The organism is Bradyrhizobium algeriense (assembly GCF_003062295.1).
In the GTDB taxonomy this organism is placed as follows: domain Bacteria; phylum Pseudomonadota; class Alphaproteobacteria; order Rhizobiales; family Xanthobacteraceae; genus Bradyrhizobium; species Bradyrhizobium algeriense.
In genome coordinates this window covers 42,152-53,567 of the sequence record NZ_PYCN01000020.1, presented here as the reverse complement: position 1 = coordinate 53,567, position 11,416 = coordinate 42,152, and the positions used below count along the sequence as shown (strand labels likewise).

Sequence of the window (11,416 nt, the reverse complement as noted above, 5' to 3'; positions counted from 1 at the left end):
GGATGGATCAATTCGAGGTCGTGGTGTCGAAGGCCGAGGCGCTCACGCCGCGAATTCGCGAATTCGTGCTGGTGCGCGCCAACGGCGCCCCGATGCCGGGCTGGGCTCCCGGCGCCCATATCGACGTCCACCTGCCAGATGTCGGCCGGCGTTCCTACTCGCTGATCGAGACAATTTCGCCGCGTGCGGCCGCCGAACATCCGACCGCCTATCGCATCTCCGTGCTGCAGGAAAGCAAGAGCCGCGGCGGCTCCAACTTCATGCACGGCCTCAAGACCGGCGATCGCCTGACGATCTCGCCTCCGGCGAACAATTTTCCGCTTCGAGCGGGCGCGGGCGAAGTCGCACTCGTCGCCGGCGGAATCGGCGTGACGCCGCTGCTGGCCATGGCCTGCGAATTGAGCGCGGCGAAGCGGCCGTTCTCATTCTATTATGCCGGACGCAGCCGCAGCGAGCTCGCCTTTCTCGGCGATATCGAGCGGCTGGCCAGCGCCAGCGCGACCATCCACGCCGACGACGAAGCCGGCCGGTTCTTCGATCTCGAAGGCCTGATGACGCGGCTCGCGCCCGACGTGCCGCTTTACTTATGCGGACCGCTGCCGATGATCGAGGCTGCCATCGCGTTGGCCAAGCAGATGAACTGGCCGCAGGGGCGGCTGCATTTCGAAATCTTCACCGCGCCCGAGGAGAAGTCCGGCGATACCAGTTTCGAGGTCGAACTCAAGGGCAGCGGACGCGTCTTCGAGATTCCTGCCGGCAAGACCATCCTCGACGTGCTGCTCGAGGCCGGCGAAGACCCGATGCATGACTGCAAGCGCGGCGATTGCGGCATCTGCCAGACCACTGTCGTCGAGGGTATTCCCGATCATCGCGATTACATCTTGAGCGAAAGCGAGAAGGCGTCGAACAAGGTGATGCAGATCTGTATTTCGCGCGCGAAAACCAAGCGACTCGTGCTCGACCTGTGAAGGAGGAACGCATGACCCGATATGCCGGCAACGCCGAGGCGCTTCGCGCGCTGGTCCGCGAGCAGGAAGTTCACCGCGACGTCTATGTCAGCGAAGAGGTGTTCCAGCTCGAAATGGAGCATATGTTCCCGAACAGCTGGGTCTATGTCGGCCACGACAGCCAGGTCCCCAATCCCGGCGATTATTTCGGCACCACGATCGGCACGCAGCCGGTCCTGCTGGTGCGCCATACCGATGGCAAGGTGCACGTGTTGCACAACCGCTGCCCCCACAAGGGCACGCGCATCACGTCCGAGACCTGCGGCAACACCGGAAAGTTCTTCCGCTGCCCCTACCACGCCTGGAGCTTCAAGACCGACGGCTCACTGCTCGCGATCCCCCTGAAGAAGGGCTACGAGAATACAGGCTTCGAACAGAGCCGTGCGGCGAGCGGAATGGCGCCGGTGCGCCATGTCCGCAACTATCGCGGTTTTGTGTTCGCCAAGATCAACGACGGCGGCCTCGATTTCGAGGAGTTCTTCGGCGAAAGCCTGTCGAGCTTCGACAACATGATCGACCGTTCGCCGGCCGGCCAGCTCAAGGTCGCCGGCGGCGTGCTGCGTTACATGCACAATTGCAATTGGAAGATGCTGGTCGAAAACCAGACCGACACCTGCCATCCCATGGTGGCGCACGAATCCTCGGCCGGAACCGTGGTCGAGGTCTGGAAGAAAGCACCTCCCGGTACAAAGAAGCCGATGGCGGTAGAGATCATCGCGCCGTTCATGAGCCCGTACGAATTCTTCGAGAACATGGGCATCCGGATCTGGGACAACGGCCACGGTCACACCGGCGTGCACCACTCGATCCACTCGGACTATTCGGCGGTGCCCGGCTATTTCGAGAAGATGACGGCGGCGTATGGCGAGGCCCGGGCCAAGGCAATCCTGGACGAAAACAGACACAACACGGTCTACTTCCCCAACATCATGATCAAGGGTCCGATCCAGCTGTTGCGGCACTTCAAGCCGATCGCGGCCAACAAGACGCTGGTTGAATCCTGGACCTTCCAGCTCGTCGACGCGCCCGACATGCTGCTGGAGCGCACGCTGATGTACAACCGGCTGATCAATGCGCCGACCTCCATCGTCGGCCATGACGACCTCGAAATGTATGAGCGCGCGCAGGAAGGCCTGCATTCGAACGGCAATGAGTGGGTGAACCTGCAGCGCCTCTACAGCCCCGACGAGGCCGGACAGACCAATGTGGCGGTCAACGGGACCAGCGAATGGCCGATGCGCCACCAGTTCCGGGCCTGGTCCAAGTTCATGACGATGGGGATGTGACATGAGCATGCTCGCCGAGGCTCCCCTCAAGAATGCGGTCCCCACCGATCAGGAGTTGATCGACTTCGTCGTTCGCGAGGCGCGGCTGATCGACCAGCAGCGTTTCGACGAATGGCTCGACATGTACGCCGACGACGCCTTCTACTGGATGCCGCTGGAATGGAATCAAACCGATCCGCGGCTGACCTGCTCGCTGATGTACGAGGACAAGCTGTTGCTCTCGATCCGGGTTGAGCGGCTCAAGGGCGCGCGGACCTTCAGCCAGAAGCCGAAGAGCCGCTGCCATCACGTGCTGCAGACACCGCAGGTGGATTCGCGCGACGCCGCCGCCAACAGCTATGTCACCTGGACGGCGATGCACTATGTGGAGACTCGCCTGGAAGAGCAGACGCTCTATGCGGCCTGGGCGACACATCATCTGAGCGTCGAACACGGCAAGCTGAGGATCAAGCTGAAGCGCGTCGACCTGATCAATTGCGATGCTGCCTTCGGCAACATCCAGCTCTTTATGTGACGGAGAATGAGCGTGGTCCACCACACGGCGATCGTAAGCGGCGGCAATACCGGCATCGGCGCGGCGATCGCCCGCGGCCTCCTGGCCGAGGGCTATGACGTGATCTCGCTGTCGCGGCGCAAGCCCGACTGGGGCCATCCAAAGCTCTCCTCGCGCGAGGTCGACCTGCTCGATGCGGCTGCGACGCGGCAGGCGGCGAACGAGATCGCTGCGAAGGTTGCGATCACCCACGTCGTGCACAATGCCGGCGCGATCCGCGCCAAGCCGCTGGAAGAGGTCGCCGACGAGGACGTCGGCGCATTGGCCCAATTGCATTTCGGCGCCGCGATTGCGCTGGCGCAGGCGGCGCTGCCGGGCATGAAGCAGGCGCGCTTCGGCCGCATCGTGCTGCTGTCGTCGCGCGCCGCGCTGGGGGCCGCCACGCGCACGGTCTATTCGGCGACCAAGGCCGGTATCATCGGCATGGCGCGGACCTGGGCGCTGGAGCTTGCCCCCTTCGGCATCACCGTCAATGTCGTAGCCCCCGGCCCGATCGGAGATACCGAGATGTTCGAGAGCGTGATGTCGCCGGAATCCGAACGAGCAAAGAAGCTGGCGCAGGCGATTCCGCTCGGCCGCCTCGGAAAATCCGCCGACGTCGCGCGCGCGGTCAGTTTCTTCAGTTCACCTGATGCCGACTTCATCACCGGGCAGACGCTGTATGTCTGCGGCGGAGCCAGCATCGGATCGATTTCCATCTAGCCCGGTGAGACCCAAGCCATGGATGCCACAGTCAAGCGAAAGGCCCGATCCCCGAAGCGCGCACGCGGGCAAGCGTTGCGGCCGGTCGAGCCGGCGCATGAATCCGACGGCGCGCATCTGGAATTGCGGATCTGGCTGCGGCTGCTCTCCTGCGCCACCCGGATCGAGAAGGCGCTGAACGCGCGGCTGCGCAAGGAGTTCAACACCACACTGGCCCGCTTCGACCTGCTGGCGCAGCTCACGCGCAAGCCGGCGGGCGCGACCATGTCCGAAGTTTCGGACCTCCTGATGGTTTCAAACGGTGCGATCACCGCGCTGGTGCAGAAGCTGGAAGCTGATGGCTTCATCCATCGCGAGGTCGATTCCGAGGACCGCCGCACCTTCCGCCTGCGCCTGTCGCAGGAAGGCGCCAGGGAATTCAGCCGGATGGCGCGCCGGCATGAGGAATGGGTGATTGCTCTGATCGGCGAACTGTCGCCCGTCGCGCAGTCGGATCTGTTGCAACATTTGACGCTGCTCAAGCGACGCCTCGACAAGCATTCCTGACTTAAACCCCAGGCGAAGGCGCGAGCCTGCGCTTGAAGAACGCCAGTATCTCGTCGCGGGCCGCGATCGTCGGCTGGCCGGCCTCATCGATCAGGTGCGCGGTGACGACGCTGTGCGGGGTCGTGACGTGGCGCTCGAAGAACGGCGCAAGATCGGTATTCGCCGCACCGTCCGGAAGCACCCGCCCGATGAAGCGATCACCGAGCGCCTCCGCATAGGCCGCGAAGCGTTGCGCCATGCAGAACTTGTCGCCCGCGAAGCGATAGGCCAGCACCGTCAGATCTTCCCGGTCGAGCCGTTCGCGAACGGCCCTGACTTCGTCGGGTGCGATTTCAATGCCTGCCGGGTTGTTCAGCGGCAGCGACGGCTGCGAGAGCACTGGCGCCAGCATCGACGGTTCGAGCATCATGGTCAGCGCAAAATTTCCCGTAAAGCACATCCCGATGGCGCCGACGCCGGGACCGCCGCACTCGCCATGGGCAAATTGCGCCAACGAACGCAGCCATTTTGTCACCGGACTGGATTCGTTTGCGGCCAAAGCGCGAAACTCGGAGCTCACACAGGCGCGCTGAAAGATCGCGGCGCCTTCCTCCGCGCCTGGAACGGCACCATCGCGGCCGAACAGCGACGGCATGTAGACGGTGAAGCCGGCGTCGCGGACCCAGCGGGCAAACCGCGCGACATGCGGGCTGATACCCGGCATCTCAGTCATCACGATGACGGCAGGCCCTGCGCCGGCCACCTGCACGACCTTGCTTACGCCATCGAGCGTGATATCGCGGCGCGTGAAATCCTCAAGCGGATCGTCCTGTTTCATGGACCGTTTCGGCATCGGCGCAATTCCTTGTTGGTCGATGGAATACTCAGACAGGATCCGCAGCGCAGCGGCCGAAGATGCCTGCAGCCAAGGCTCTCCGGGCAGTCTTCACAGATATCATTGCGATTTCGAGGCCGGCGGGCTAGTGTCAAAAATGACATTTATCAGGTATTTTTTGACATGACCAAAATCGCGGTTGTCGAGATCGAGGGGTGCATGGCCTCGAGCGCGGCGATCACCCACGACGTGATGGCAACGGCCAACCGGATCAGCGCTGCGAAGCGCGTTCCGCCCTTCAAGGTTACGACGGTGCGTTGCGGATCCCGCCGCAGCAGCGTCGACCTGCGCGGAATCGAACTCGTCATCGTTCCCGGTCTTGGCACGGCGACGGCGGACGCACTGGACGTGAAGTTGAAGAGCCCGGCGTGCCGGCACGCGGGCGACATGCTGAGGCGGGCGCACGGACGGGGTGCCATGCTCGCTGCGTCCTGCGCGAGCACCTTCCTGCTGGCGGAGACGGGCTTGCTCGACGGCCGGCGGGCGACCACAACGTGGTGGTTCGCGCCGTTGTTCCGGCAGCGCTATCCCGCCGTCGAACTGCTGACGGAGCAGATGGTGGTCGCCGATTGGCCGATCGCAACCGGCGGCGCAGCCATGGCGCAGATGGACCTAATGCTTGCGGTCGTCGGCCGGTTTGCAGGACCAGGCCTGGCGAAAGCCTGCGCCAACTATCTCCTGCTGGATGGGCGGCGCTCCCAGGCACCATTCATGGCGATCACCTATCTGGCGAGCCAGGACCCCAGGATCGCCAAGGCCGAGAAATGGGTGCGCGACAACATCGCGCGCGACTTTGCGATCGAGGAACTTGCCGAAGCCGTCGCGCTGGCGCCACGGACATTCGCCCGGCGAGTTGCAGCGACATGCGGCGTCTCACCGATTCAGTTCGTGCAACGGATCAGGCTGGAGACCGCGCGATTCCTGCTTGAGACCACGCGCCTGTCGGTCGAGCAGATCGCGCGGCAGGTCGGTTATGCGGAGCCTTCCACGCTTCGCCGGCTGATCCGGCGCGATACGAAACATCCGCCCGGTCATTTCCGTCCCGCCGCCTGAGCGTCTCCTTCGCTCGCGATGCGCCAGCCTCAGCAACCGAGTATGGCCTTCACCTCGAGATATTCCTCAAATCCGAACACCCCGAACTCACGCCCGTTGCCGGACTGCTTGTAGCCACCGAAGGGCAGGCTGCGGTCGAACGGCGCACCGTTGAGATAGACGCGCCCGGCGCGGATGCGGTTGGCGACGGTGCGAGCGCGATCAGGATCGCTGGACTGCACAAAACCCGCCAATCCGAACGGCGTGTCATTGGCGATCTCGATCGCCTCATCCTCGGTGTCGTAACTCATGATCGATAGCACCGGGCCAAAGATTTCCTCACGTGCAATCTTCATGTGCGGCGTCACGTCACCGAACACCGTCGGGCGAACATAATATCCGCGGTTGACGTCGGATGGCCGCCCCGTTCCGCCGGCCACCAGCGTCGCCCCTTCTTTAACGCCGGACTGGATGAGGTCCTGCACTTTCTCAAACTGCGCCTGGCTCACCAGCGGCCCCATGGTGGACGCCGGATCGAGCGGGTCGCCTAAGCGGATCGTGTCGACAGCCTCACGCGCCGCCGCGAATGCCGCGTCCCGCTGCGCGCGAGGGATAAGCATGCGCGTCGGAGACTGGCAATTTTGGCCGCCGTTCGTGTAACAGGCGTGAACGCCCTGGATCACGGCAGCTTTCACGTCGGCATCGGCCAGGATGATATTGGCGGATTTGCCGCCCAGTTCCTGCGCGACGCGCTTGACCGTATCCGCCGCAAGCTTGGCCACCCTTACGCCGGCCGTCGTCGACCCGGTGAAAGACACCATGTCGATCTCGGGGTGGGCGGCCATCGCCTCGCCTACCGTAGGCCCGTCTCCGTTGACGAGATTGAAGACGCCCGCCGGGACACCCGCGGCGTCGACGATCTCCGCAAACATCATCGCGCTGAGCGGCGCGATCTCGCTGGGTTTCAGGACGACGGTGCAGCCGGTGGCGAGCGCCGGCGCGACCTTGGAGGCAACCTGGTTCAACGGCCAGTTCCACGGCGTGATCAGTCCGCAGACACCGATCGGCTCGCGGCGGATGATCCCGTTCCCCATCCGCTCCTCGAACCTGTAGTTCGCAAGCACGCGCGCAGCCTCTTCGAAATGAAACAGCGCGACGGTTGCCTGGCGCTCGGTGGCAAACGTGATGGGGGCGCCCATCTCCAGGGTCATCATCCGCGCCAGTTCCGGCAGACGCGCCCTAAAGCCCTCGATGATCTTCTCAAGCCAGAACAGACGCGCTTTGACATCAGTTACGGAATACGTCGCGAAAGCGCGGCGCGCCGCCTTGGCGGCCCGATCCACGTCCAGCCTCGAGCCAAGGCTGATCTGCGCGAATGTCTCCTCCGTCGCAGGGTTGACTATTCCGAGGGTTGAAGGCGTGGTGGCTGGATCGACCCAGGCGCCGTCGATGTAGAATTTCAATTTTTCCATTGTTTCCCGTCCACGACGTTACGCCGCGCTACCGTCTGCAGTGTGTTTCTAGAGGTGCCTGCCCTCATCCACCGGCACCACAATTCCCGTCGAGCTGGTCAGGTTGACGATGCAGGCTACCGTCGCCCTTGCGACATCGTCGGGCGTGGTGACGTGGGCCAGCGGCAATTTTTCCGCAATCTTCTGCAACTGTTCGCGGCTCCGGCCGGCGACAAAATCCGTATCCACACCGGCCGGCGAAACCGAGAACACGCGGATCTTCGGTGCCAGTACTTTCGCGAGCGCGATCGTGAGCGCATCGACGCCCGCCTTTGCAGCCAAGTATGCCAGGCTGCTGCCCAAACCCGTGCGCGCCGCAATCGACGAGATGTTCACGATGGCCGCTCCGCTGCCGCGTTCCAGCAAGGGACGGAAGGCGCGAACCATGGCGAATGGTCCGCGCAGATTGAGCGAAACGGTCCGGTCGAAGATATCGTCCGTCAGTCCGTCAAGATCGGCGGCGGGCACAGGGGTGGTGGCGCCTCCGCAATTGACCAGCACATCGAGCCGCCCGTACTGCTTCTCCACGGCCGCCGCAGCCTCACAGATGGAAACCGGATCGTCGATCGCGATGCGCATCGCGAGATGCCCGCGGCCTTGCAAGCCCCCGGCTACCTCTTCGGCCTGCCCGCGGCGGCTGTTGTAGCCGACCACGACAGCTGACCCCATGGCGGCAAGCCGCGCCGCCGTCGCTTTGCCGATGCCACTGTTGCCGCCGGTGACGAGCGCAACTTTTGGAATCGACAGCGCAGGAATTTCAATAGCAGTCATCTACAGCGGCCTCACATCGTGATCTTTGCAGCCTCGATCACGGGACGCCATTTGGTGCGCTCGCCGTCGATGAATGCCTTGAGGTCATCGGGAGAGCCCCCGACGCCTTGCAACGAGTTTTGTTCGAGGATGGTCTTGCCTTTTTCGCTCTTCAGGAAGGCATTCACCGCGTTGTTCACCTTGCTCACGATGTCAGGCGGCGTTCCGGTGGGAGCCACGATCGCGTACCACGCCGTCGCCTCGAATCCCCTGAATCCCGCTTCCTGCACCGTCGGCACATCGGGCAGTTGCGCGACGCGTTGGCTCGTCGTCACGGCAAGCGCGCGGACCTTGCCGCTAGCCACCAGCGGCAGATAGGTCGGCATGAAATCCATGGCGACGTTGACTTGTCCCCCCAAGAGGTCCGTGATCAGCGGCGCCGAGCCGCGATAAGGCACATGTGTCATCTCGACGCCGGAAAACTGCTGGATCAGCGCCGAGGTAATGTGTCCGAGCGTTCCGTTGCCGGGATGGCCGACATTGACCTTGCCCGGGTTCTGCTTGGCATAGGCGATCAGCTCGGGAAGCGTCTTCGCCGGAAAGTCTGATGTCGCCGCGATGATCAACGGAGACTTGGCGACGAGCACGACCGGCATGAAATCGCGCTCGGAATCGTAAGCCAGGCCCTTGTACATGAACTTGTTGAGCGCGATCGGCGCCGGCGTCCCGAACAGCCACGTATGGCCGTCGGCAGCCGCCTTGGCGACCGCCGTCCCACCGAGATTGCCGCCCGCACCCGCACGATTTTCGACGATGAACTGCTTGCCGAAATCTTCGCTCAGCGCGTGCGCGACGGCGCGCGCCAGCGTGTCGACAGCGGCGCCGGCCGGGAACGGCACCACCATGGTAACCGGACGGTTCGGCCACTCCTGCGCGACGGCGTGGTGACATGGCGCAACGGCAAGTGCAAGGCCCAGCAGGCCGAAAGAGAGCAGGCGCATGTTTCCTCCGAGTAGTGTGCGGGCCCTACATTGGAGCCAGCGCTCATTCTGCAGCAAACTTGTCCAGGCCCTTGCGGCCCAACCATTTGGATAATTCGTCCGCAACAGCTTCGTTATTGAGATCGGCAAAGGCAATGTGCGTGTTGCCGCGCAGCCCTGCATCGGGGAGCAGCAAGACCTCGCAATCTCCGCCATGACGATTGACGATATCGCAGAAGGTTCGCGCCACCTTGACCGATGCGGCCCAGATGGGTCGCGTATCGGTGTAGTCGCCGAACACCATCTGGATCGGAAATTTCGTCAGCTTCTTGAACTCTGCCAGCGGCACGGCATTGGGACCATACGGCGCATCCGGCTTGGGCTCGGGCCCCTCGCCCTCCGGGAAGACGAAGCCCGGGGTTTCGTAGGCAACGATGCCCTTCATGTTGTCGCTTTTTGCCTTCAGTGCCGACAACAGCGCGCGCCAGCCGCCCGCGGAATTGGTGACGGCAATGACGGGGCCGATCTTGTCGATCGCCTGCCCGCCGGCCTCCGCCTGCAGCAATGCATTCTCAAGCGTATCGAACTCGTCGTAGCGGGCGCGCGTCGCCTGATTCCAGGCTTCCTTGTCGGCAGTCGGAAACTGCAGGCCCGGATGCCAGTTGAGATGGGTCAGACCGAAGCGCCAGGCGGCAAAGTTGCGTTGATCGAAATAATCAGGCGTGTAGGTGATCGGCTCGCAGCTCCAGTTCGCGCGACCGACGCGCGGACCGTCCCACAGGTAGACGGGATATCCCTTGCGCAGGAAGATGCTCTTGTAACCTTCGCCGCCGTCCCAGCGATTTTCCCACACCTTCGTGCTGGAACTGTGCCACATGATCAGGCCGACGCTGCGCCTCTTCGCGGGAATGAAATACTCGACGTAGCCGTGGTCGCAGGAGAGCGTCTGGCTGGGGTCACCGGGCTTGGCGACGACCTTGCCGCCCACTTCATACGCGCCGGTCGATTCCAGGATGATCGGCGGCTTCGGTGGTTTGCGCCCCTCTTCGGCGACGGTCGCGTTGCTTAGTCCGGCGAACAGCAATGCCGCAGCAAACGGCTGCAATTGCTTCCAGCCTTTCAAACGGCGTCCACCGCAATTCATGATCGTCCTCCTCCCCAAGTAATGCGCGCCGCCTTTCGCGGTCTCTGCGCGCGTTTTGCTATGCGGCGTCTTGCGCGGCCGACTGCGTCACCGGAAGATTCAAGAACCCTGCAGCATTGTCGCTGATGAGCTTCCTGACGGCGGCGCGCGGCATCTGCAGATCGAGCAGGATCTGCGTGATGCTGCGGAAACCATCGACCGGACGCTGCGACCCTTGCAGCCCGAGGTCGGACGACAGGATCGTGTTGTCGACGCCGGCCACCTCGATCAGGTGCGCAAGATCATCCGGGCTGTACTTCAAGGATTTGCCTTCGATGAACATGCAGATCGAGTGCTCCATCTTGACGCCGCGCGCGACCAGCTGGCGGATATCGGTGTCGTTGCAGCCGACGATGTAGGTCGGATGATTGACCATCATCTTCTTGACGCCGCGCCGCGCCGCCTCGTCGAACAGGATATGCAGCTCGCTGGCCGGCAGGTGGCCGCCGGCCAGGATGATGTCCGCGTCCGCAATGAGATCGATTACCTTCTTCGTATCGTCCGTGAGCTTGCCGTTGGCATCGAGCGCCGAAAGCGGAACCGGATCGAGCATTTTTTGCGAGGTCTTTGGAAAGGTAGAGTTTCCGGCCGCCATGGCCTTGATATGGTTCGCGGCTGACAAAGTCGGCATCCAGACGATCTTGGCGCCCAGCTTGATGGCATGGTCGACGGCGTGAGGGTTGATGCCGCCCGACGCATTGTTCAGCACAATGCCTGAGAACAGCTTCACATTGGTTTCGGGAAACAACTTCTCCAAGAGGATCGCATGCGCCATGCCGGCGTAGAAGTGATCCTTGTAGAGCACGGCACGGAATTTCGCGGCCGCCGCATCGAGCAGTTCCTCGTGATGATCGAGAATCCGCGGCATCGCCGCCGGGCCGCTATGGCAGTGCAGATCGATCGCACCGACCAGAAGCTCGGCGACCTCAGCCGCCCGCGACAGCGGCGGCAACGGCACGGTGGTTGGATAGGACACTTGCTTGTCGGCCATG

General features: G+C 63.2%; 12 protein-coding genes. 6 read left to right on the top strand and 6 right to left on the bottom strand.

The window, feature by feature from the left end:
* Positions 1 to 2 precede the first annotated feature (2 nt).
* The 5 genes from C7G61_RS29455 to C7G61_RS29435 are packed head-to-tail and all read left to right on the top strand — an operon-like array spanning position 3 to position 4,094.
* A complete protein-coding gene (locus C7G61_RS29455; protein ID WP_108520375.1) occupies positions 3 to 968 on the top strand; it encodes a PDR/VanB family oxidoreductase in 966 nt (321 codons plus the stop codon).
* Positions 969 to 979: 11 nt separating this feature from the next.
* Positions 980 to 2,293, top strand: a complete 1,314-nt coding sequence (locus C7G61_RS29450; RefSeq protein ID WP_108520372.1) for an aromatic ring-hydroxylating dioxygenase subunit alpha — start codon at positions 980 to 982, stop codon at positions 2,291 to 2,293.
* A gap of 1 nt (position 2,294) precedes the next feature.
* A complete protein-coding gene (locus C7G61_RS29445) occupies positions 2,295 to 2,807 on the top strand; it encodes an aromatic-ring-hydroxylating dioxygenase subunit beta (RefSeq protein WP_244608521.1) in 513 nt (170 codons plus the stop codon).
* 12 nt (positions 2,808 to 2,819) lie between these two features.
* Positions 2,820 to 3,548 carry an SDR family NAD(P)-dependent oxidoreductase gene (locus C7G61_RS29440; protein WP_420836804.1) on the top strand — a complete coding sequence of 243 codons (729 nt, stop codon included), beginning with the start codon at positions 2,820 to 2,822 and terminating at the stop codon, positions 3,546 to 3,548.
* An 18-nt stretch (positions 3,549 to 3,566) separates the two neighbouring features.
* Entirely contained in the window at positions 3,567 to 4,094 is a 528-nt protein-coding gene (locus tag C7G61_RS29435) for a MarR family winged helix-turn-helix transcriptional regulator (protein ID WP_108520367.1), read from the top strand.
* A gap of 1 nt (position 4,095) precedes the next feature.
* Here the strand turns inward: C7G61_RS29435 and C7G61_RS29430 are convergent, their stop codons facing one another.
* Positions 4,096 to 4,911 carry a dienelactone hydrolase family protein gene (locus C7G61_RS29430; RefSeq protein ID WP_244608520.1) on the bottom strand — a complete coding sequence of 272 codons (816 nt, stop codon included), beginning with the start codon at positions 4,909 to 4,911 and terminating at the stop codon, positions 4,096 to 4,098.
* Between the two features lie 180 nt (positions 4,912 to 5,091).
* On the opposite strand from C7G61_RS29430, the gene C7G61_RS29425 reads away from it, so the two are divergent.
* Positions 5,092 to 6,021, top strand: coding sequence for a GlxA family transcriptional regulator (locus C7G61_RS29425; protein WP_108520362.1), 930 nt, complete (start codon positions 5,092 to 5,094; stop codon positions 6,019 to 6,021).
* A 29-nt stretch (positions 6,022 to 6,050) separates the two neighbouring features.
* Here C7G61_RS29425 and C7G61_RS29420 read toward each other — a convergent pair whose 3' ends face one another.
* The 5 genes from C7G61_RS29420 to C7G61_RS29400 are packed head-to-tail and all read right to left on the bottom strand — an operon-like array spanning position 6,051 to position 11,415.
* Entirely contained in the window at positions 6,051 to 7,472 is a 1,422-nt protein-coding gene (locus C7G61_RS29420) for an aldehyde dehydrogenase family protein (protein ID WP_108520360.1), read from the bottom strand.
* A 48-nt stretch (positions 7,473 to 7,520) separates the two neighbouring features.
* Positions 7,521 to 8,282: an SDR family NAD(P)-dependent oxidoreductase gene (locus tag C7G61_RS29415; protein ID WP_108520357.1), complete on the bottom strand. Its 762-nt coding sequence runs from the start codon at positions 8,280 to 8,282 to the stop codon at positions 7,521 to 7,523.
* 11 nt (positions 8,283 to 8,293) lie between these two features.
* Positions 8,294 to 9,262, bottom strand: a complete 969-nt coding sequence (locus C7G61_RS29410; protein WP_190242019.1) for a Bug family tripartite tricarboxylate transporter substrate binding protein — start codon at positions 9,260 to 9,262, stop codon at positions 8,294 to 8,296.
* Between the two features lie 43 nt (positions 9,263 to 9,305).
* Positions 9,306 to 10,385 (bottom strand): alpha/beta hydrolase, encoded by a 1,080-nt coding sequence (locus C7G61_RS29405; protein ID WP_108520351.1) that lies wholly within the window; start codon positions 10,383 to 10,385, stop codon positions 9,306 to 9,308.
* A 58-nt stretch (positions 10,386 to 10,443) separates the two neighbouring features.
* A complete protein-coding gene (locus tag C7G61_RS29400; protein ID WP_108520349.1) occupies positions 10,444 to 11,415 on the bottom strand; it encodes a DUF6282 family protein in 972 nt (323 codons plus the stop codon).
* Between the last annotated feature and the right edge of the window lies 1 nt (position 11,416).

Excerpts from the sequence above, each read along its gene's own strand:
- C7G61_RS29455 (WP_108520375.1), top strand. The coding sequence starts at position 3 with ATGGATCAATTCGAGGTCGTGGTGTCGAAGGCCGAGGCGCTCACGCCG.
- C7G61_RS29450 (WP_108520372.1), top strand. The coding sequence starts at position 980 with ATGACCCGATATGCCGGCAACGCCGAGGCGCTTCGCGCGCTGGTCCGC.
- C7G61_RS29445 (WP_244608521.1), top strand. The coding sequence starts at position 2,295 with ATGAGCATGCTCGCCGAGGCTCCCCTCAAGAATGCGGTCCCCACCGAT.
- C7G61_RS29435 (WP_108520367.1), top strand. The coding sequence starts at position 3,567 with ATGGATGCCACAGTCAAGCGAAAGGCCCGATCCCCGAAGCGCGCACGC.
- C7G61_RS29430 (WP_244608520.1), bottom strand. The coding sequence starts at position 4,911 with ATGAAACAGGACGATCCGCTTGAGGATTTCACGCGCCGCGATATCACG.
- C7G61_RS29425 (WP_108520362.1), top strand. The coding sequence starts at position 5,092 with ATGACCAAAATCGCGGTTGTCGAGATCGAGGGGTGCATGGCCTCGAGC.
- C7G61_RS29420 (WP_108520360.1), bottom strand. The coding sequence starts at position 7,472 with ATGGAAAAATTGAAATTCTACATCGACGGCGCCTGGGTCGATCCAGCC.
- C7G61_RS29415 (WP_108520357.1), bottom strand. The coding sequence starts at position 8,282 with ATGACTGCTATTGAAATTCCTGCGCTGTCGATTCCAAAAGTTGCGCTC.
- C7G61_RS29410 (WP_190242019.1), bottom strand. The coding sequence starts at position 9,262 with ATGCGCCTGCTCTCTTTCGGCCTGCTGGGCCTTGCACTTGCCGTTGCG.
- C7G61_RS29405 (WP_108520351.1), bottom strand. The coding sequence starts at position 10,385 with ATGAATTGCGGTGGACGCCGTTTGAAAGGCTGGAAGCAATTGCAGCCG.
- C7G61_RS29400 (WP_108520349.1), bottom strand. The coding sequence starts at position 11,415 with ATGGCCGACAAGCAAGTGTCCTATCCAACCACCGTGCCGTTGCCGCCG.